Consider the following 18376-nt stretch of genomic DNA (forward strand, 5'->3'; position numbering starts at 1 on the left):
GGAAGCCCCCGTTGTGTAGCGGCCTAGCACGCTGCCCTCTCACGGCAGTAGCGCCGGTTCGAATCCGGTCGGGGGTACCAGAGCAGGAAGCCGGTGGGCTCGCCCACCGGCGCTTGCTTTGTGTTGGGGTATGGTGTAATTGGCAGCACGAGTGATTCTGGTTCATTTAGTCTAGGTTCGAGTCCTGGTACCCCAGCCAGAAAAGGAAGGCCCCGGTTTCCCGGGGTCTTTTTCGTTTTGTCCCCGCAGTACCGCATGGAAAAGCCCGGCGGGCCCCGATCACTTTCGATCGGGGCCCGCCGGGCTTTTCCGCGTGGTGTGTCAGCTGCGCCGCAGGGCCTCGGTGAGCCGGTTCGCGGCTTCGATGATGGCCTGGGCGTGCAGCCGGCCCGGGTGACGGGTCAGGCGCTCGATCGGGCCGGAGACGGAGACGGCGGCCACGACGCGGTTGGAGGGGCCGCGGACGGGCGCGGAGACGGACGCGACGCCCGGCTCCCGCTCGCCGATCGACTGGGCCCAGCCGCGGCGCCGGACGCCGCTCAGCGCGGTCGCGGTGAAGCGGGCGCCCTGGAGGCCGCGGTGCAGCCGCTCGGGCTCCTCCCAGGCCAGCAGGACCTGGGCGGCCGAGCCGGCCTTCATCGGCAGGGTGCTGCCGACCGGGACGGTGTCCCGCAGACCGGAGAGCCGCTCGGCGGCGGCTACGCAGATCCGCATCTCGCCCTGCCGGCGGTAGAGCTGTGCGCTCTCGCCGGTGACGTCGCGCAGGTGGGTCAGGACCGGGCCCGCGGTGGCGAGCAGCCGGTCCTCGCCCGCCGCGGCGGAGAGTTCGGAGAGACGGGGGCCGAGGATGAAACGCCCCTGCATGTCCCTGGTGACCAGACGGTGGTGTTCGAGTGCGACGGCGAGTCGGTGGGCCGTGGGGCGCGCCAGACCGGTGGCGGCGACCAGCCCCGCCAACGTGGCGGGGCCCGACTCCAGTGCGCTGAGCACCAGAGCGGCCTTGTCGAGAACGCCGACGCCGCTAGTGTTGTCCATGCCCTAAGACTGCAGTCTCATTCCGCGAGACGCAAGTTCAATCTCGCCGGAAAAGCGCCACTCTGGATGCAGCAGCCCGGGAGACACCCAGGATGGGGCCTCGACAGAGTGTCCGCATCGTGGACACCGATCCGGCGTGCAGGTCGCGCGAAGCGCTCCGCACCATGGGCGGCGACAGCTTTGACCTCGACGACACCGAGAAGGCCGGCAACGCGGCCGGCTGGAGGGAACCCGATGGGACGGACACTCGCAGAGAAGGTCTGGGACGACCACGTCGTGCGGCGCGCGGAGGGTGAGCCCGACCTGCTCTTCATCGACCTGCACCTGCTCCACGAGGTCACCAGCCCGCAGGCCTTCGACGGCCTGCGGCTGGCCGGCCGCCCGGTCCGCCGCACCGATCTGACGATCGCCACCGAGGACCACAACACCCCGACCCTGGACATCGACAAGCCGATCGCCGACCCGGTCTCCAAGGTCCAGCTGGAGACGCTGCGCCGCAACGCCGCCGAGTTCGGCGTCCGGATCCACTCGCTGGGCGACGTCGAGCAGGGCGTCGTCCACGTCGTCGGCCCGCAGCTCGGCCTGACCCAGCCCGGCATGACCGTGGTCTGCGGCGACTCCCACACCTCCACCCACGGCGCCTTCGGCGCACTGGCGTTCGGCATCGGCACCAGCCAGGTCGAACACGTGCTGGCCACCCAGACGCTGCCGCTCGCGCCGTTCCGCACCATGGCGATCACCGTCGAGGGCGAGCTGCCCGAGGGCGTCACCGCCAAGGACCTGATCCTCGCCGTCATCGCGAAGATCGGCACCGGCGGCGGCCAGGGCTACGTCCTGGAGTACCGCGGTTCGGCGATCCGGAGCCTGTCCATGGAGGCCCGGATGACCATCTGCAACATGTCGATCGAGGCGGGCGCCCGGGCCGGCATGATCGCCCCGGACGAGACCACGTTCGAGTACCTCAAGGGCCGCCCGCACGCCCCCCGGGGCGAGGACTGGGACGCCGCCGTCGCGTACTGGAACACCCTGGGCACCGACGAGGACGCGGTCTTCGACCACGAGATCTTCATCGACGCGAGCGAGCTGACCCCGTTCGTCACCTGGGGCACCAACCCCGGCCAGGGCGCTCCGCTGGGCTCCGCCGTCCCGTACCCCGAGGACTTCGCCGACCCGCAGGAGCGCACCGCCGCCGAGAACGCCCTGAAGTACATGGGCCTGGAGGCCGGCACCCCGCTGCGCGAGGTCAAGGTCGACGCGGTCTTCGTCGGCTCCTGCACCAACGGCCGCATCGAGGACCTGCGCGCCGCCGCCGCCGTCCTGGACGGCCGCCGGATCGCCGACGGCGTACGGATGCTGGTCGTGCCGGGCTCGGTGCGCGTCGCGCTGCAGGCCGTCGAGGAGGGCCTGGACAAGGTGTTCACCGCGGCCGGCGCCGAGTGGCGGCACGCGGGCTGCTCGATGTGCCTGGGCATGAACCCCGACCAGCTCGCCCCCGGCGAGCGCTGCGCCTCCACCTCGAACCGCAACTTCGAGGGCCGGCAGGGCAAGGGCGGCCGCACCCACCTGGTCTCCCCGCAGGTCGCCGCCGCGACCGCCGTCCTGGGCCGGCTGGCGGCCCCGTCCGACCTGACCGCCGACATCGCCGTGGAGGCCTGAGCCATGGAGAAGTTCACCACCCACACCGGCCGGGCCGTCCCGCTGCGCCGCAGCAACGTCGACACCGACCAGATCATCCCCGCCCACTGGCTGAAGAAGGTGACCCGCTCCGGCTTCGAGGGCGGGCTGTTCGAGGCCTGGCGCAAGGACGAGTCGTTCATCCTCAACCAGCCGGAGCGCCGGGGCGCCACCGTCCTGGTGGCCGGCCCCGAGTTCGGCACCGGATCCTCGCGCGAGCACGCCGTCTGGGCGCTGCAGAACTACGGCTTCCACGCCGTCATCTCGTCGCGCTTCGCCGACATCTTCCGTGGGAATTCCCTTAAAAACGGCCTGCTGACGGTCGTCCTGCCGCAGGAGACCGTGGAGCGCCTCTGGGTGCTCACCGAGAGTGACGCCGGTGCCGAGATCACGGTCGACCTGGAGGCCCGCGAGGTCCGGGCCGAGGGCGTCACCGCGCCGTTCGAACTGGACGACAACGTCCGCTGGCGGCTGCTCAACGGGCTGGACGACATCAGCATCACGCTGCAGAACGAGCCCGACATCGCCGCGTTCGAGGCGACCCGCCCGGCCTTCAAGCCCCGTACCCAGCCCGCTGCCTGAGATCCCTTCAGAACAAGCATTCTGACGATCCGCCGGATGGCCCGCCCCCTCCTCGGGGGGGCGGGCCATCCGGCGTTCCGGAGCACGAGTTAGGGCCGCCGGGCCGCCCCCGATTGCCCATTTGGCTTTGCCCGAGAGGGCCCCGCGCATGCACAACTGCGGGTAGATGGCACAATCAGTGCATGCACCGGCACCATGAACCTCCGTACGCGGGCGGCGAACCCGCGCCTTCGGAGTCCACGGGCCGGGGATCCGAACGCCGAATTGACGAGCGGCCGGACGTCGCCTCCGCACCTGCTGAGGGGCCGGACGACCCGGAAGTCGCAGCGCTCTACGCGCTTGTGGCCGAGCGGTTGAAGCAAGCTCACGACCGTGTGCATGCGCTGAACGTGTCTACGGATGCAAAGACCGCTCTCACCCGTCAACTCCTCATCGTCACCGAGGCCGCCAAGCGCGATCTTCCGGAGGCGGCAAGGCGGTTGAGTCGGTTTGTGCATGACCTCGACGAGGGGCGCCCGCCGCTCGGCTGAGGTCGCCGACGCGCAAATCCATTGCGACACTAGGGTGATTCGCGCGTTTGGTAATTGAAAGTCCGCAGATACATACCTAACGTGCGAAAAGAACGGATGGAATCATCCGGCGCCCGTTTCCGAAGGGGAAGACGTGAACAAGGCTCAGCTTGTCGAAGCGGTGGCCGAGCAGCTGGGCGGTCGCAAGGCTGCCGCAGAGGCCGTCGACGCAGTGCTCGACACCATGGTCCGTGCCGTTGTGGCCGGTGACCGGGTTTCGGTCACCGGTTTCGGCACCTTCGAGAAGGTGGAGCGCTCCGCGCGCTTCGCCCGCAACCCGCAGACCGGCGAGAAGGTCAAGGTCAAGAAGACCTCGGTGCCCCGCTTCCGTCCGGGCCAGGGCTTCAAGGACCTGGTCAGCGGCAGCAAGAAGCTGCCGAAGGAAGGCCCCTCGGTGAAGAAGGCCCCCAAGGGCTCCCTCACCCCGGGCAAGAGCGGCGTCGCCGCCACCCCGGCCGCCAAGCGCGCCGCCACCAAGCGCGCCGCCGCCGCTGCCGCCGCGCCGGCCGCCAAGAAGGCCGCCGCCAAGAAGACGGCCACCACGGCCGCCGCCAAGAAGACCACGGCGACCGCCACGAAGAAGACGGCCGCCGCTGCCAAGAAGACGGCCACCACGGCCGCCGCCAAGAAGACCACGGCGACCGCCACGAAGAAGACGGCCGCCGCCAAGAAGACGGTCACCACCGCCGCCGCCAAGAAGACCACCGCGACCGCCAAGAAGGCGACCGCCACGGCCAAGAAGACGGCTCCGGCGAAGAAGACCGCCACCCGCAAGACCACCGCGCGCAAGACCACCGCCAAGTAGTCCCGCGCGGCGTCCTCGGACGGCCTTCGAGAGAAGCCGTGGCGCACCCGTTTCCGCATGACGCGGAGGCCGGGCCGCCACGGCTCTTTCGCGTTGCGGTCCTCTTCCCGCCGGGCGTCCGGCCGGCACCGCCGGCGGGTGGCGGTTCAGCCGTCGGCCGGGTCCGGGAAGGTCTGGAGCGTCAGGAAGACCACGCGGCGCGCCCCGCCGCTGCCCTCGGTGCGGATGCGCACCCGCTGGCCGGGCCGCAGCAGCCGCAGGCCGCCGGCGTCGAAGGCGGCCGCGTCGAACGGCACCGGGGTCCCGTCGTCGAGCAGCACGGAGCCGGCCCGGGTGGCGGGGTCGAAGGTGAACGCGGTGGCCTGCATGCCAGCAGCATAGCGAGCGGGTCCGACAGTCCCGGGCGGCGTCTCGCGGGGCGTGCGTCAGGAACGGCCGATGAGGGCGAACGAGGCGCTCGTGTGGGGGCCGACGCCGAGGCCCAGGGCCTCGCCGAGGTCCGCGCCGGTGTCGACGTCGCGGCGCACCGACTCCACGTCAGCCAGGCCCAGTTCGAGCGCCCCGCCGGCCGCGTGCCGGGCCCGTGAGCCGTCCCCGAACGCGGGGGCGAGCGGGCTGCCGGGGGCACAGGCGAGCAGCGTCGTGCCGAGGCCGGGGGAGTCCGGCAGGAAGGCCCGGCCCCGGGACGGCACCGCGCCCAGCACCCGGGCCAGTTCGGCCGGCCGCAGCGCCGGCAGGTCCGCCGAGAGGGCGGCCAGCGGCGCGTCCGGGGCGAGCGCCAGCGCGGCCGCCGCCCCGTGCGCCAGCGCCCGGTTGAGGCCGCCGCCGGGTTCGTCGGCCACCACCACGGCGCCGAGCGCGGCCAGCCGCGGGCCGGCCGCGGGGTCCCGCGTGACCACCAGGACGCGGGCGACGCCCGGGGTCGCGAGCGCGGCGGTGACGGTGTCGAGCGCGAACGAGAGCGCCAGGCCGGCCCGGTGCGCCCCGGCGTACGGGGCCAGCCGGGACTTGGCGAGGGCGAGCGGCTTGAGCGGCAGCACCAGCGACCAGCCGGCGGTGGGTGCGGCGGGCGCGACGGGCCCGCTGGGGCGTACGGTGTCCTGGGTCATCGGCGTCATTGTGACGCCGGCCCCGGAGCCCCCGCCAGGCCGTCCCAGCTGTGCGGACGTGCGTTTGATCACGACCGCCCGGTGCGCTGGCGCGGTCGCTCGACAGTCGGTGAGCGGGCGGGCGACACTGTTCCGCGCCCGCGATCCGGGCACCGGGCGGCCGGTGCACCGGCGCCGGGAGGCAAGGACCGCGGCACCCCGTGTGCCGCACGGATGAGGAGGACCTGGGGTGGCCCGCCGCTCGCACGCCAAGTTCGGCAACGCCGACTACGGCATCTGGTACCGCTTTGCGGCCGTGCTGGTCAAGCCGGTGACGACCGCGCTGGTGAAGCCCGACTGGCGGGGCTGGGAGCACCTTCCCGAGGAAGGTGGATTCATCGCCGCGGTGAACCACAATTCGATCATCGACCCGTTGGTCTACGCGCACTGGCAGTACAACAGCGGCCGCCCGCCGCGGATTCTCGGCAAGTCCTCGCTGTTCTCGATTCCCTTCATCGGATTCATGCTGCGCAAGACCGGCCAGATTCCGGTGTTCCGCGAGTCGACGGACGCCGCACAGGCGTTCCGGGCCGCGATCGACGCCGTCAACAACGGCCAGTGCGTGCAGTTCTACCCCGAGGGCACCCTCACCCGGGACCCGGACCTGTGGCCGATGACCGGCAAGAGCGGCGTCGCCCGGGTCGCGCTGATGACCGGTGCGCCGGTCATCCCGGTCGCGCACTGGGGCGCCCACGAGATCATCCCGCCGTACGGCCGGCCCGGTTACGGGAAGGGCAGGTTCAACCTCTTCCCGCGCCACCGGGTGGTCGTCGCGGCCGGTCCGCCGGTGGATCTGAGCAAGTACCGGGGCATGGAGCTCACCGCCCAGGTGCTGGGCGACGCCACCGAGGACATCATGACGGCGATCACCGCCGTGCTGGCCGGCGTGCGCGGCGAGGAGCCGCCCGCCGAGCGCTACGACATGCGCAGGGCCGCCCGCGAGCGGGCCGCCGCCGCGCTCGCCGAACGCCGCCGCGCCAAGGGCGGCACGAACACCGAGGAGGCCGGTCAGTGACCCGCTGCGCCGTGATGGGGACCGGCTCCTGGGGCACCGCGTTCGCGATGGTGCTGGCCGACGCCGGCAGCGAGGTCGTGCTCTGGGCCCGCCGCCAGGAGCTGGCGGACGCGGTCAACAGCACGCACGAGAACCCGGACTACCTCCCGGGCGTGCGCCTGCCCGACTCCGTCCGCGCCACCACCGACCCCGCCGAGGCGCTGGCCGGCGCCGACTTCGCCGTCCTCGTGGTGCCCTCGCAGACGCTGCGCGACAACCTGGCCGCCTGGGCGCCGCTGATCGAGCCGCAGACCGTCCTGGTCAGCCTCATGAAGGGCATCGAACTCGGCACCGCGAAGCGGATGAGCGAGGTCATCGACGAGGTCGCCAAGGTCGGCCGGGAGCGGGTCGCGGTGGTCAGCGGGCCCAACCTGGCCAAGGAGATCGCCAACCGCCAGCCCGCCGCCAGCGTCGTCGCCTGCAGCGACGAGGCGGTCGCCAAGCGGCTCCAGGCGGCCTGCCACACGCCGTACTTCCGCCCGTACACCAACACCGACGTGGTGGGCTGCGAACTCGGCGGCGCGGTCAAGAACGTGATCGGCCTCGCGGTCGGCATGGCCGCGGGCATGGGGCTCGGCGACAACACCAAGGCGACGCTGATCACCCGCGGGCTGGCCGAGACCACCCGGCTCGGCGAGGCGCTCGGCGCCGACCCGCACACGTTCGCGGGCCTCGCCGGGATGGGCGACCTGGTCGCCACCTGCTCCTCGCCTCTGTCGCGCAACAACACCTTCGGCATGAACCTGGGCCGGGGCATGTCCCTCGCCGAGACGATCGCGGCGACCAAGCAGACCGCCGAGGGCGTCAAGTCCTGCGAGTCGGTGCTCGACCTCGCGCGGCGCAGCGGCGTCGACATGCCGATCGTCGAGGCCGTCGTGGACGTCGTGCACAACGGCAGGCCCACCCAGGAGGCGCTGCAGACGCTCATGTCCCGCTCCGCGAAGGCGGAACGGCGCTGACGGCCGGGCGGCGGCGTGGCGGGGCGGCTAACTTTCCGGAAACACGTCGCACGGTAGTCTCAAACGCGATATGAGCATCGAACAGTCCTCCCCGAACCCGTCCGCCCCGAAGCCCCGCGTCGCGCTGGTGTTCGGCGGGCGCAGCTCCGAGCACGCCATCTCGGTCTCCACCGCGGGCAGCGTGCTCAGGGCGATCGACCGCGACAAGTACGACGTGCTGCCGATCGGCATCACGCACGAGGGCCGCTGGGCGCTGACCAGCGACGAGCCGGCCCGGATGGCCATCACCGACGGCAGGCTGCCGGACGTGGCGCACGTCGCCGAGTCCGTGGACGGGCAGGTCGCGCTGCCGGTCTCGCCGGGCAGCCGCGAGGTCCTCCTCAGCGAGCCCGGAGGCGCCCCCAAGGCGCTCGGCGAGGTCGACGTGGTGTTCCCGCTGCTGCACGGCCCCTGGGGCGAGGACGGCACCCTGCAGGGCCTGCTGGAGCTCTCCGGGGTCCCGTACGTGGGCAACGGCGTGTTCGCCAGCGCGGCCGGCATGGACAAGGAGTTCGCCAAGCGGATCCTCGCCTCGCACGGCCTGAACGTCGGCCGCTACACCATCGTGAACCGGCGCGACTGGGAGACCGAGGAGGGCCGCGCGGCCGTGCGCGAGCGGGTGGCCGAGCTCGGCCTGCCGCTCTTCGTCAAGCCCTGCCGGGCCGGCTCCAGCATCGGCATCACCAAGGTCAAGGACCTGGCCGAGCTGGACGCCGCGATCGAGGAGGCCCGCCGGCACGACCCCAAGCTGATCATCGAGGCCGGGGTGACCGGCCGCGAGATCGAGTGCGGCGTGCTGGAGTTCGAGGACGGCCCGCGGGCCAGCGTGCCCGGCGAGATCATGGTCGGCGGCGACTACGAGTTCTACGACTTCGAGGCCAAGTACATCGACTCCTCGGACGTCCGGATCCCGGCGGAGCTGTCGGCGGACGAGACCGCCGAGATCCGTCGCCAGGCGGTGGCCGCGTTCGAGGCCTTCGGCTGCGAGGGCCTCGCCCGGGTGGACTTCTTCCTGCTGGAGGACGGCACCTGGATGATCAACGAGATCAACACGATGCCCGGCTTCACCCCGATCTCGGCCTACCCGAAGATGTGGGAGGCCACCGGGGTCGCGTACCCGGAGCTCATCGACCGGCTGCTCCAGGCGGCGCTGCGGCGCTCGACCGGGCTGCGCTAGTCGCCCGCGCGGGAACGGAGGGCGGGCCGGGAAGCTCCCGGCCCGCCCTCCGTCGGTCGTTCGTCCGTTCCGGTCAGCCGGGGACGTTCGCCTTGACGGCCGCGGTGACCGCCGAGGCGGGGTCCAGCGGGCTGTCGTAGACGTGGGCGGGGGAGATCACCTCGACGTACGCGGCGCGCATCGTCGTGACGAAGCGGTAGCTCCCGTCGTCCAGCTTCTGCGACCACCACGTGACGTCGTCGAGCGTCGGCGACATGTCCATGGCGTGCGGGCCGTCGAGCTCCTCGGGCCGGTCGATGCCGCACCGCAGCACCGTCCGGGGCGAGGTGTCCCAGACCGCGACGTACGGCGAGGACGGCGACGGGTCCTTGCGGGCGTGCCCGAGCAGCTCCTGCGGCAGCGCGGCGGCCAGGTTCCGGCAGTAGCCGGCCGCCTTGCCGGTCGGCGTCGGCACCTCGATGTCCGCCGGCCCGCTCCAACTGCCGAGCAGCACCACGACGGTGCAGGTCAGCGCGACGGGCACGGCGAGCCAGCGGACCGGCGCGGGCAGGGCCGCGAGGACGCGGGGGACGCGGAGTTCTCTGGGCACCAGCCGATCGTAGCCGCGCCTTACAGGTGGACCACCGGACAGGTCAGGGTGCGGGTGATGCCCTCCACCTGCTGGACCTTGGCCACGACCAGACGGCCGAGGTCGTCCACGGTGTCGGCCTCGGCCCGGACGATGACGTCGTAGGGGCCGGTGACGTCCTCGGCGGTGAGCACGCCGGGGATCTTGGAGATCGACTCGGCCACGGCGGTGGCCTTGCCGACCTCGGTCTGGATCAGGATGTACGCCTGTACCACGGGGGCCTCCCGGCGGCCGGTTGGGGGGATCGCCGCCGTGCTCGCCCGGAGGGACGTCGGGTGGGAAACGGGCTCACCGGCAGTCTGATCACCACGCTACCGCGCTGCGGGCCGGGGAGGGGAGACCTCTGCACCCCGGGAGGGCGTACGCTGCGCGCGGGGGGAGCGACGGGGGACCGGATCCGGATGGCAGCGCGATCCGGACGGCAGCACGATTCGGATTGAGTGCGAGAGGACGGCAGATGCAGGGGACCGTGGGCGAGCTCGGCGAGTTCGGCCTCATCAGGGAGCTGACCGCCCGGGTACCGCTCACCGACGCGGTCGACCTCGGCCCGGGCGACGACGCGGCGGTGGTGAAGGCCCCGGACGGCCGGGTGGTGGCCACCACGGACGTCCTGATCGAGAACCGGCACTTCCGCCGGGACTGGTCCACCGCCTACGACGTCGGCCGCAAGGCCGCCGCCCAGAACCTCGCCGACGTGGCCGCGATGGGCGCGGTGCCGACCGCGATACTGCTGGGCCTGGTCGCCCCCGCCGACCTGCCCACCACGTGGGCCACCGAGCTGATGGACGGGCTGCGCGACGAGTGCCAGGTGGCCGGCGCGACCGTGGTCGGCGGCGACGTGGTGCGCGGCGACACCGTCATGCTCGCCATCACGGCGCTCGGGGACCTCCAGGGGCGCGCGGCCGTGCTGCGCTCCGGCGCGCAGGTGGGCGACGTGGTCGCGGTGACCGGCTGGCTGGGCTGGTCCGCCGCCGGCCTGACGGTGCTCCAGCGCGGCTTCCGTTCCCCGCGCGCCTTCGTCGAGGCGCACCGCCGCCCCGAGCCGCCGTACCACGCCGGCCCGGCCGCGGCCGAGTTGGGCGCGACCTCGATGATCGACGTGAGCGACGGGCTGGTCGCCGACCTCGGGCACGTGGCCCGCGCCAGCGACGTGGACATCGACCTGTTGGCCGCCGACTTCGACGTCCCGGCGCAGATGGCCGACATCGGCCAGGCCGTCGGGGTGGACCCGCTGGTCTGGGTGCTGTCCGGCGGCGAGGACCACGCGATCGTGGCGACCTTCCCGCGCGGGATCCAACTCCCGGCCCGCTGGCGGGTGGTGGGCGAGGTGACCGGCCGGCCCCGGGGCACCCGCGGCGGCCGGGTGACGGTCGACGGCGCGCCCTGGGACCGGGTCGGCGGCTGGGACCACTTCGCCGAGTGACGTACGCGGTACGGCTGATGGCGCTCGGACACGCGTACGGAACGTCACGCTCCCGGGTGCCGCGGACGGGATTCGCGCGCCGGTTCTGCGTAGGCTTGCGAGGGATCGAGCCCGCCCGCCCTCCGGGCGCGGGTGGTCCGAACCACTGCGAGCGGAGAACGCACCAACCATGCGCATCGGTGTTCTGACCAGCGGCGGCGACTGCCCCGGCCTCAACGCGGTGATCCGCTCCGTGGTGCACCGGGGCACGGATGTGCACGGTGACGAGATCGTCGGGATCCTGGACGGCTTCCTCGGTCTGATCGAGGGGCGCACCCGTCCGGTCTCGCACGACGACGTCACCGGACTGCTCACCCTCGGCGGCACCATCCTCGGTTCGGCCCGGGTCCGGCGCGAGCGGATCGCCTGGGCGGTGGAGAACGCCAAGACGCTGGCCCGGGACATCGGCATCGACGCGCTGATCGCGATCGGCGGCGAGGGCACGCTGACCGCCGCCAAGCTGTTCAGCGAGGCCGGACTGCCGGTGGTCGGGGTGCCGAAGACCATCGACAACGACATCGACGCCACCGACGTCACCTTCGGCTTCGACACCGCGGTGCACGTCGCGACCGAGGCGATCGACCGGCTGAAGACCACCGCCGAGTCCCACCAGCGCGTCATGGTGGTCGAGTTGATGGGCCGGCACACCGGCTGGATCACGCTCACCGCGGGCATGGCCGGCGGCGCCCACGGCATCCTGATCCCGGAGAAGCCGTTCGACATCGAGGCGGTGGCCCGGATGGTCGAGGACCGCTTCGCGCGCGGCAAGAAGTTCGCCATCATCGCCGTCGCCGAGGGCGCCGCCCCGATGCCCGGCACGATGCGCTTCGACCACGGCGAGGTCGACCAGTTCGGGCACCGGACGTTCGGCGGGATCGGCAACCGGCTCGCCAACGAGCTGGAGAACCTGCTCGGCAAGGAGGCCCGCCCGGTCATCCTCGGCCACACCCAGCGCGGCGGCACCCCGACCGCGCGGGACCGGGTGCTCGCGACCAGGTTCGGATGGCACGCGGTGGAGGCGGTGCACGCGGGCGCGTTCGGCCACTTCACGGCGCTGCGCGGGAACGCCATCGAGCTGCGGCCGGTCGCGGACGCGGTGACCAGGCTGAAGACGGTGCCGGAGGACCGCTGGGCGGAATCGGAAGCCGTGCTCTGAGCGGTCGCGGGTAGGTTGGGGGCATGGTTTCGACTGCACCTCCCCGCGTGGCTCCTTCCCACGCGGCTCCTCCCCGCGTGCTCACCGTCGCCGGCTCCGACTCCGGCGGCGGCGCCGGCATCCAGGCCGACCTCAAGGCCATGCTCGCCCTCGGCGTCCACGGCATGAGCGTGATCACCGCCGTCACCGCGCAGAACTCGCTCGGCGTCCAGGGCTACTGGGAACTGCCCGCCGAGGCCGTCCGGGCCCAGTTCCGCAGCGTGGTGGACGACATCGGCGTGCAGGCCGTGAAGACCGGGATGCTCGCGTCGATCGAGCTCGTCGAGACCGTCTCGGACCTGCTGGCCGGGGTGGACGCCCCGGTGGTCGTCGACCCGGTCGGCGTCTCCAAGCACGGGGACGCGCTGCTCGCCGCCGAGGCCGTCGCGACCGTCCGCGAGAAGCTGCTGCCGGTGGCCACCCTGGCCACGCCCAACCTGCACGAGGTGACGCAGCTCACCGGCCGCACCGTCGAGGACGAGGGGCAGATGCTGGACGCCGCCAAGGCGCTGCTCGACCTCGGGCCGCGCTGGGTCCTGGTCAAGGGCGGACACCTGGCGGGCGAGGCCGCCGACCTGCTGTACGGCGGGCCGGGGGAGGAGCACTGGTACCGGGCGCCGCGCTACGACAACCGGCACACCCACGGCACCGGCTGCACGCTGGCCAGCGCGATCGCCGCCGGACTCGCCAAGGGCGAGCCGCTGCCGGAGGCCGTCGGCTCGGCCAAGGAGTACATCACCGGCGCGATCGCGGGCGGCTTCGCCCTCGGCGCCGGGATCGGCCCGGTCGACCACGCCTGGCGCTGGCGCTGACGAACGCCGGTGGGCGGGCCCCGTCGGGACCCGCCCACCGCCGCGGCGCCTCCGGGAGGCCCCGGTGCGCCCGGAAAAAAACAGTGGAGGCGGTCCATCCGAGGATGGACCGCCTCCACTGGAGGACCGGCATGCCGGTCTGCGCGTCAGCGCGAGACCTTACCGGCCTTGATGCACGAGGTGCAGACGTTGAGCCGCTTCGGCGTCCGCCCAATCACAGCGCGCACCGTCTGGATGTTGGGGTTCCAACGACGGGGGGTACGGCGGTGCGAGTGGGAGATGCTGTTGCCGAAGCCCGGCCCCTTGCCGCAGACGTCGCAGTTGGCAGCCACAGGAGTCACTCCAAGACTTCAGATCAGTTACGTTCGACAACCCACCAGAACACCGGAACACTCGCGTGAACCGGACCGACCTGGGGGGTGCGCCCGGATTGTTCCAGGCAACCGGAAGAGCATACAACGCTTGCTCCCGTTCAACGAAACTACCATGACCGCCCGGGTGATCGCTCCGGCCGACGGCCCGGGCGACCCCTCCCGGCCCCCGATAACCTGCCGGTATCGCCCCTCGCCGTTCGACCCGAGGCCATCGCGGCGTCCCATCCGGAGGAGACCTGGTGCTGCACACGCTCGACGCCCCGGCCGTGCGCACCTGGTGCCAGCTCGCCCTGCGCGCGCTCGGCCAGGCGCGCGAGGAGATCGACGCGCTCAACGTCTATCCCGTCCCGGACGGCGACACCGGCACCAACCTCTACCTGACCGTCGAGTCCGCCGCCGCCGAGGTGGAGAGCCGCTTCGCCGACCCGGCCGCCGAGCCGGCCCCCGGCCTGGCCGACACCGTCCGGGCGATGGCCCGCGGCGCGCTGGTCGGCGCCCGCGGCAACTCCGGCGTGATCCTCGCCCAGTGGCTGCGCGGCACCGCCGAGACGCTGGCCGACGGCGGCGGCGCCGACCAGCTGCGGGCCGCCCTCCAGCGGGCCGCCGACTCCGCCTACCAGGCCGTCGCGGAGCCCGTCGAGGGCACGCTGCTGACCGTCGCCCGGGTCGCCGCCCGGGAGGCCGTCCGGGCCGGGGACGGACTCGCGCAGGTCGCCGACACCGCGTACCGGGCCGCCAGGGACGCGCTGCGGCACACCCCCGAGCAGCTCGCCGTGCTCGCCGAGAACGGGGTCGTCGACGCCGGCGGGCGCGGCCTGGTGGCCGTCCTCGGCGCGCTCGCCGACGCCGTCGCCGGGCACCAGCCGATGGGACCGGTCGCGCTGCGCGGGGACGTCCGGGCGCTGGAGAGCTGCGAGGCCCGCATGAGGCCGCCCGGCCCCGGCCACCCCGCCTTCGAGGTCATCTACCTGCTGGACGCCCCCGACGACGCCCTGCCCGCGCTGCGCGAGCGGCTCGGCGGGCTCGGCGACTCGCTCGTGATCGGCGGCGGCGACGGCCTGTGGAACGTGCACGTCCACGTGGACGACGCCGGCGCCGCCGTCGAGGCCGGCATCGGGGCCGGCCGGCCGCACCAGATCCGGATCACCCACTTCGCCGAGGCCGCCGCCCGCTCCGGCGCCGCCGCCGAGCCGGGCGAGCGCGAGGAACCGGCCCGCGCGGTGCTCTCCGTGGTGTGCGGCGAGGGCCTCGCCGAACTCTGCGAGCAGGCCGGCGCCGTCGTGCTCCGCGCCGACCCGGACCGCCCCACCGCCAGCGCCGAACTCGCCGCCGCCGTCCGGAGGTCGGGCGCGCGCGAGGTCGTCCTGCTGCTCAACGACCCCGAACTGCGCGCCGCCGCCGGCGCCGCCGCCGACCAGCTCCGCGAGGAGGGCGTGCGGATCGCCGTCCTGCCCACCCGCTCGCCGGTGCAGGGGCTCGCGGCGCTCGCGGTGCACGAGGCCGGGCGCCGCTTCGACGAGGACGTGGTCGCCATGACCTCCGCCGCCGGGGCCACCCGCTACGCCGAACTCGCCGTCGCCGAGGGGGAGTCCTGGACGATGGCCGGGGTCTGCCAGGCCGGCGACGTGCTCGGCCTGATCGACGGGGACGTCGCGGTGATCGGCGCCGGCCCGGCCGAGGTCGGGGCCAGCGTGCTGGACCGGATGCTCGGCGCGGGCGGCGAACTCGTCACCCTGATCCTCGGCGAGGGCGCGGACGACGCGCTCGCCGAACACCTCGTCGCGCACGTGCGCCAGGGCCGGCCCGAGGTGGACACGGTGGTCTTCCACGGCGGCCGGGAGGCGGCCCCGCTGCTGATCGGGGTCGAGTAGGCGCCGGACGGGGCCCGCGGAGCGGCCCGGTCTGTCGGCGCTTTGGTGTAAACAAGGGCCTGATGGGCGCTCTCGATGAACCACTGACCAAGCTCGTCGGCGACCGCACCGCGAAGGTGCTCGCCGACAGCCTCAAGCTGCGCACGGTCGGGGACCTCCTGCACCACTACCCCCGCCGCTACGTCGAACGCGGCCAGCTCACCAGCCTGGACGAGCTGGAGGTCGACGAGCACGTCACCGTGCTGGCCCGGATCGAGAAGGTCACCCTCATCCCGTTCCGCGGCCGCAAGGGCGACCGGCTGGAGGTCGTCGTCACCGACGGCCGCAGCCGGCTCTCGCTGGTGTTCTTCAACCAGGGCTGGCGGCAGAAGGAGCTCAGGTCCGGCGCCCAGGGCCTGTTCGCGGGCAAGGTCAACGTCTTCAACCGCACCCGCCAGCTGGTCTCGCCGGACTACCAGCTGCTCGACGAGGACGCCGGGTCGGATGCCGCGCAGCAGTTCGCCGGCCGCCTCATCCCGGTGTACGGCGCGAGCGCCCAGATGCCCAGCTGGAAGCTGTCGATCTGCATCGACACCGCGCTCACCAAGCACCTCGGCGACGTCGGCGAGCCGCTGCCCGCCGAACTGCGCGAGCGGCACGACCTGATCCCGCTCCCCGAGGCCCTGGAGCTGATCCACCGCCCGCGCGGCCAGGCCGACCGCGAGCGCGCCCAGAGCCGGCTGCGCTGGGACGAGGCCTTCGTCCTCCAGGTCGCCCTCGCCCAGCGCCGGGCCGCCGAGTCCGCGCTGCCCGCCAAGCCGCGCCGGGCGCGCGAGGGCGGCCTGCTGGACGCGTTCGACGAGCGGCTGCCGTTCACCCTCACCGAGGGGCAGCGGAAGGTGTCCGCCGAGATCGCCGCCGACCTCGCGAGCGAGCACCCGATGCACCGGCTGCTCCAGGGCGAGGTGGGCTCCGGCAAGACGCTGGTCGCGCTGCGCGCGATGCTCGCCGTGGTGGACGCCGGCGGCCAGGCCGTCCTGCTCGCGCCCACCGAGGTGCTCGCCCAGCAGCACCACCGTTCGATCGTCGAGATGATGGGCGACCTCGCCGAGGGCGGCATGATCGGCGGCTCCGACCTCGGCACCCGGGTCGTGCTGCTCACCGGCTCGATGGGCGTCCCGGCCCGCCGCCAGGCGCTGCTCGACATGGCCTGCGGGGACGCCGGGATCGCCATCGGCACCCACGCGCTGATCGAGGACAAGGTCCAGTTCCAGGACCTCGGCCTCGTCGTCGTCGACGAGCAGCACCGCTTCGGCGTCGAGCAGCGGGACGCGCTGCGCGCCAAGGGCGACCAGCCGCCGCACCTGCTGGTGATGACCGCCACCCCGATCCCGCGCACGGTCGCGATGACGGTCTTCGGGGACCTGGAGACCTCCGTCCTGGACCAGCTCCCGGCCGGCCGCTCCCCGATCTCCACCCACGTCGTCCCGGCGGTCGAGAAGCCCAACTTCCTCACCCGCGCCTGGGAGCGGGTCCGCGAGGAGGTCGGCAAGGGCCACCAGGCGTACGTCGTCTGCCCCCGCATCGGGGACGAGGAGCCGGTGGCCCCGGCAGCGAACAGCGGGGCCAGGAAGAAGCGGAAGGCGGCCGAGGAGGACTTCGAGGACATCGCCGACGCCGGCGCCCAGAGCGACGAACGGCGGCCCCCGCTCTCGGTGGTGGAGACCGCCGAGAAGCTGGTGAAGGGCCCGCTGAGCGGCCTCCGGGTGGAGATCCTGCACGGCCGGCTCGCGCCCGAGGCCAAGGACGACGTCATGCGGCGGTTCTCGGCGGGCGAGGTGGACGTCCTGGTCGCCACCACCGTGATCGAGGTCGGCGTCAACGTCCCCAACTCCACCGCGATGGTCATCATGGACGCCGACCGCTTCGGCGTCTCCCAGCTGCACCAGCTGCGCGGCCGGGTCGGCCGCGGCAGCGCGGCGGGCCTGTGCCTGCTGGTCAGCGACATGCCCGCGGGCAGCGCGGCCCGGGCCCGGCTGGACGCCGTGGCCGGCACGCTGGACGGCTTCGAGCTGTCCCGGATCGACCTCGAACAGCGCCGCGAGGGCGACGTGCTGGGCCAGGCGCAGTCCGGTGTGAAGTCCTCGCTCAAGGTGCTCTCGGTACTGGAGGACGAGGAGGTCATCCTCACCGCCCGGACGGAGGCCACCCGGCTCGTCGCCGAGGACCCGGAGCTCGCCGCCCACCCGGAGCTGCGCACCGCGCTGGAGAGCCTCATCGACGAGGACCGCGCGGCCTACATGGAGAAGGGCTGAGCGGGCCGGCCCCGGCCGGTCGGGCGGTCCCGCGCGGCCCGGGAATTGTCAGACCCCCGCGAGAGAATGAAGGTGTTCAGGGCGCACCTCAAGGTGCGTACCTGGCGCGACACTTGGGGGTCCTGCCATGGCATTCCGTCATCTCAACGAGCTCCCGCTGGGCGACAAGGTCTTCCGGATCGAACTCGCCAGCGACGACGACCGCGAGGTCACCCTCACCCTGACCGGCTGGCGCGAGGGGGCGGCCGCCGCGCCGCTCGCCTCGGGCAAGCTCCGCCTGCCGGTCGAGGACGTCGCCTCGCTGCGGATCGCGCTCAACCGCGCGCTGCGGGCGCTGGCGATCGTCGCCGACGTCTCCGAGCCCATCCCCGACCGCGACGTGCTGCGCGAGCTGTACCCCGGCCACGGCGCCCCCTGGGTGCCGCAGCACGAGGAGGAACTGGTCCGGCGCTTCCACGACGGCGAGACCGTCGCCCGGATCGCCGCCCGCTTCGGCCGCACGCCCGACTCCGTCCGCACCAAGCTGCGCGAGCTCGGGCACGACCCGCGCCGCCCCGAGTTCTGCCCGCCCGACGGCTGCCTGTCCTGGTCCCGCTACGCCTCGCCGGCCCTGCTCGGCGCGGCGGTCCCGGCGCAGTCGACGGGCTCCGAGGCGAGCTAGGCGGTGCTCCTGCGGTCCCCGCCGGTACGCCCGGCGG

General features: G+C 73.1%; 19 protein-coding genes and 2 tRNA genes. 15 read left to right on the forward strand and 6 right to left on the reverse strand.

The genetic code is table 11. The annotated features are described in order from the left end of the window. The first annotated feature begins 4 nt into the window (after nucleotides 1–4). Nucleotides 5–80, forward strand: a tRNA-Glu gene (locus tag ACFVSN_RS37925). Between the two features lie 44 nt (nucleotides 81–124). Further along, nucleotides 125–199: transfer RNA gene (locus ACFVSN_RS37930), tRNA-Gln, on the forward strand. A gap of 122 nt (nucleotides 200–321) precedes the next feature. Here the strand turns inward: ACFVSN_RS37930 and ACFVSN_RS37935 are convergent. Beyond that, entirely contained in the window at nucleotides 322–1035 is a 714-nt protein-coding gene (locus ACFVSN_RS37935; RefSeq protein WP_030246527.1) for an IclR family transcriptional regulator, read from the reverse strand. 234 nt (nucleotides 1036–1269) lie between these two features. On the opposite strand from ACFVSN_RS37935, the gene leuC reads away from it, so the two are divergent. The 4 genes from leuC to ACFVSN_RS37955 all read left to right on the forward strand — a co-directional run bounded on the left by leuC (nucleotide 1270) and on the right by ACFVSN_RS37955 (nucleotide 4665). After that, nucleotides 1270–2691 (forward strand): 3-isopropylmalate dehydratase large subunit, encoded by a 1422-nt coding sequence (leuC, locus tag ACFVSN_RS37940; RefSeq protein ID WP_380504505.1) that lies wholly within the window; start codon nucleotides 1270–1272, stop codon nucleotides 2689–2691. Between the two features lie 3 nt (nucleotides 2692–2694). Continuing rightward, nucleotides 2695–3291: a 3-isopropylmalate dehydratase small subunit gene (leuD, locus tag ACFVSN_RS37945; RefSeq protein ID WP_380445682.1), complete on the forward strand. Its 597-nt coding sequence runs from the start codon at nucleotides 2695–2697 to the stop codon at nucleotides 3289–3291. A 182-nt stretch (nucleotides 3292–3473) separates the two neighbouring features. After that, nucleotides 3474–3821: a hypothetical protein gene (locus tag ACFVSN_RS37950; RefSeq protein WP_380445681.1), complete on the forward strand. Its 348-nt coding sequence runs from the start codon at nucleotides 3474–3476 to the stop codon at nucleotides 3819–3821. A gap of 133 nt (nucleotides 3822–3954) precedes the next feature. Continuing rightward, nucleotides 3955–4665, forward strand: a complete 711-nt coding sequence (locus tag ACFVSN_RS37955) for an HU family DNA-binding protein (RefSeq protein ID WP_380445680.1) — start codon at nucleotides 3955–3957, stop codon at nucleotides 4663–4665. Between the two features lie 146 nt (nucleotides 4666–4811). Here the strand turns inward: ACFVSN_RS37955 and ACFVSN_RS37960 are convergent, their stop codons facing one another. Next, complete coding sequence (locus tag ACFVSN_RS37960; RefSeq protein ID WP_380499568.1) at nucleotides 4812–5033, reverse strand: hypothetical protein; 222 nt, start codon at nucleotides 5031–5033, stop codon at nucleotides 4812–4814. A gap of 57 nt (nucleotides 5034–5090) precedes the next feature. Beyond that, nucleotides 5091–5774, reverse strand: a complete 684-nt coding sequence (gene cofC / locus ACFVSN_RS37965) for a 2-phospho-L-lactate guanylyltransferase (RefSeq protein WP_387957953.1) — start codon at nucleotides 5772–5774, stop codon at nucleotides 5091–5093. Between the two features lie 229 nt (nucleotides 5775–6003). On the opposite strand from cofC, the gene ACFVSN_RS37970 reads away from it, so the two are divergent. From ACFVSN_RS37970 to ACFVSN_RS37980, 3 genes are all read left to right on the forward strand, one after another. Next, nucleotides 6004–6828: a lysophospholipid acyltransferase family protein gene (locus tag ACFVSN_RS37970; protein ID WP_380499572.1), complete on the forward strand. Its 825-nt coding sequence runs from the start codon at nucleotides 6004–6006 to the stop codon at nucleotides 6826–6828. Beyond that, entirely contained in the window at nucleotides 6825–7826 is a 1002-nt protein-coding gene (locus ACFVSN_RS37975) for an NAD(P)H-dependent glycerol-3-phosphate dehydrogenase (RefSeq protein WP_380445675.1), read from the forward strand. The genes ACFVSN_RS37970 and ACFVSN_RS37975 overlap by 4 nt, the downstream gene beginning before the upstream one ends. A gap of 70 nt (nucleotides 7827–7896) precedes the next feature. Next, the gene (locus ACFVSN_RS37980) at nucleotides 7897–9042 is read left to right on the forward strand and encodes a D-alanine--D-alanine ligase family protein (protein ID WP_380445674.1); all 1146 of its coding nucleotides are present in this window, start codon (nucleotides 7897–7899) and stop codon (nucleotides 9040–9042) included. Between the two features lie 73 nt (nucleotides 9043–9115). On the opposite strand, the gene ACFVSN_RS37985 is transcribed toward ACFVSN_RS37980, so the two are convergent. Together ACFVSN_RS37985 and ACFVSN_RS37990 are read right to left on the reverse strand one after the other, a co-directional pair. Then, nucleotides 9116–9631: a DUF3515 family protein gene (locus ACFVSN_RS37985; RefSeq protein WP_387957956.1), complete on the reverse strand. Its 516-nt coding sequence runs from the start codon at nucleotides 9629–9631 to the stop codon at nucleotides 9116–9118. Between the two features lie 20 nt (nucleotides 9632–9651). Further along, complete coding sequence (locus ACFVSN_RS37990; protein ID WP_218205768.1) at nucleotides 9652–9885, reverse strand: Lrp/AsnC family transcriptional regulator; 234 nt, start codon at nucleotides 9883–9885, stop codon at nucleotides 9652–9654. A 242-nt stretch (nucleotides 9886–10127) separates the two neighbouring features. Here ACFVSN_RS37990 and ACFVSN_RS37995 point away from each other — a divergent pair, with 242 nt between their 5' ends. The 3 genes from ACFVSN_RS37995 (at nucleotide 10128) to thiD (ending at nucleotide 13139) form a co-directional block, all read left to right on the forward strand. Continuing rightward, complete coding sequence (locus ACFVSN_RS37995) at nucleotides 10128–11093, forward strand: thiamine-phosphate kinase (RefSeq protein ID WP_380445672.1); 966 nt, start codon at nucleotides 10128–10130, stop codon at nucleotides 11091–11093. 169 nt (nucleotides 11094–11262) lie between these two features. Further along, nucleotides 11263–12288, forward strand: a complete 1026-nt coding sequence (locus tag ACFVSN_RS38000) for an ATP-dependent 6-phosphofructokinase (RefSeq protein ID WP_380445671.1) — start codon at nucleotides 11263–11265, stop codon at nucleotides 12286–12288. 23 nt (nucleotides 12289–12311) lie between these two features. Then, complete coding sequence (gene thiD / locus ACFVSN_RS38005; RefSeq protein WP_380445670.1) at nucleotides 12312–13139, forward strand: bifunctional hydroxymethylpyrimidine kinase/phosphomethylpyrimidine kinase; 828 nt, start codon at nucleotides 12312–12314, stop codon at nucleotides 13137–13139. Between the two features lie 146 nt (nucleotides 13140–13285). Here the strand turns inward: thiD and rpmB are convergent, their stop codons facing one another. Continuing rightward, entirely contained in the window at nucleotides 13286–13471 is a 186-nt protein-coding gene (gene rpmB / locus ACFVSN_RS38010) for a 50S ribosomal protein L28 (protein ID WP_014138233.1), read from the reverse strand. Between the two features lie 281 nt (nucleotides 13472–13752). Between rpmB and ACFVSN_RS38015 the strand changes: the two genes are divergently transcribed. The 3 genes from ACFVSN_RS38015 (at nucleotide 13753) to ACFVSN_RS38025 (ending at nucleotide 18339) form a co-directional block, all read left to right on the forward strand. Beyond that, a complete protein-coding gene (locus tag ACFVSN_RS38015; RefSeq protein WP_380445669.1) occupies nucleotides 13753–15384 on the forward strand; it encodes a DAK2 domain-containing protein in 1632 nt (543 codons plus the stop codon). A gap of 62 nt (nucleotides 15385–15446) precedes the next feature. Next, on the forward strand, nucleotides 15447–17678 hold the full coding sequence (gene recG, locus ACFVSN_RS38020) for an ATP-dependent DNA helicase RecG (protein ID WP_380445668.1): 2232 nt from the start codon (nucleotides 15447–15449) through the stop codon (nucleotides 17676–17678). 127 nt (nucleotides 17679–17805) lie between these two features. After that, nucleotides 17806–18339 (forward strand): hypothetical protein, encoded by a 534-nt coding sequence (locus ACFVSN_RS38025; protein WP_329929722.1) that lies wholly within the window; start codon nucleotides 17806–17808, stop codon nucleotides 18337–18339. The last annotated feature ends 37 nt before the right edge of the window (nucleotides 18340–18376 follow it).

It is taken from the genome of Kitasatospora sp. NPDC057904 (assembly GCF_042887925.1).
Taxonomy (GTDB): Bacteria; Actinomycetota; Actinomycetes; order Streptomycetales; family Streptomycetaceae; genus Kitasatospora.

What these genes read in the sequence shown, in the direction of transcription:
- recG (WP_380445668.1), top strand. Translation starts at nt 15,447, where the DNA reads ATGGGCGCTCTCGATGAACCACTGACCAAGCTCGTCGGCGACCGCACC.
- cofC (WP_387957953.1), bottom strand. Translation starts at nt 5,774, where the DNA reads ATGACCCAGGACACCGTACGCCCCAGCGGGCCCGTCGCGCCCGCCGCA.
- ACFVSN_RS38000 (WP_380445671.1), top strand. Translation starts at nt 11,263, where the DNA reads ATGCGCATCGGTGTTCTGACCAGCGGCGGCGACTGCCCCGGCCTCAAC.
- ACFVSN_RS37960 (WP_380499568.1), bottom strand. Translation starts at nt 5,033, where the DNA reads ATGCAGGCCACCGCGTTCACCTTCGACCCCGCCACCCGGGCCGGCTCC.
- thiD (WP_380445670.1), top strand. Translation starts at nt 12,312, where the DNA reads ATGGTTTCGACTGCACCTCCCCGCGTGGCTCCTTCCCACGCGGCTCCT.
- leuC (WP_380504505.1), top strand. Translation starts at nt 1,270, where the DNA reads ATGGGACGGACACTCGCAGAGAAGGTCTGGGACGACCACGTCGTGCGG.
- ACFVSN_RS37935 (WP_030246527.1), bottom strand. Translation starts at nt 1,035, where the DNA reads ATGGACAACACTAGCGGCGTCGGCGTTCTCGACAAGGCCGCTCTGGTG.
- ACFVSN_RS37980 (WP_380445674.1), top strand. Translation starts at nt 7,897, where the DNA reads ATGAGCATCGAACAGTCCTCCCCGAACCCGTCCGCCCCGAAGCCCCGC.
- ACFVSN_RS37995 (WP_380445672.1), top strand. Translation starts at nt 10,128, where the DNA reads ATGCAGGGGACCGTGGGCGAGCTCGGCGAGTTCGGCCTCATCAGGGAG.
- leuD (WP_380445682.1), top strand. Translation starts at nt 2,695, where the DNA reads ATGGAGAAGTTCACCACCCACACCGGCCGGGCCGTCCCGCTGCGCCGC.
- ACFVSN_RS37950 (WP_380445681.1), top strand. Translation starts at nt 3,474, where the DNA reads ATGCACCGGCACCATGAACCTCCGTACGCGGGCGGCGAACCCGCGCCT.
- ACFVSN_RS38025 (WP_329929722.1), top strand. Translation starts at nt 17,806, where the DNA reads ATGGCATTCCGTCATCTCAACGAGCTCCCGCTGGGCGACAAGGTCTTC.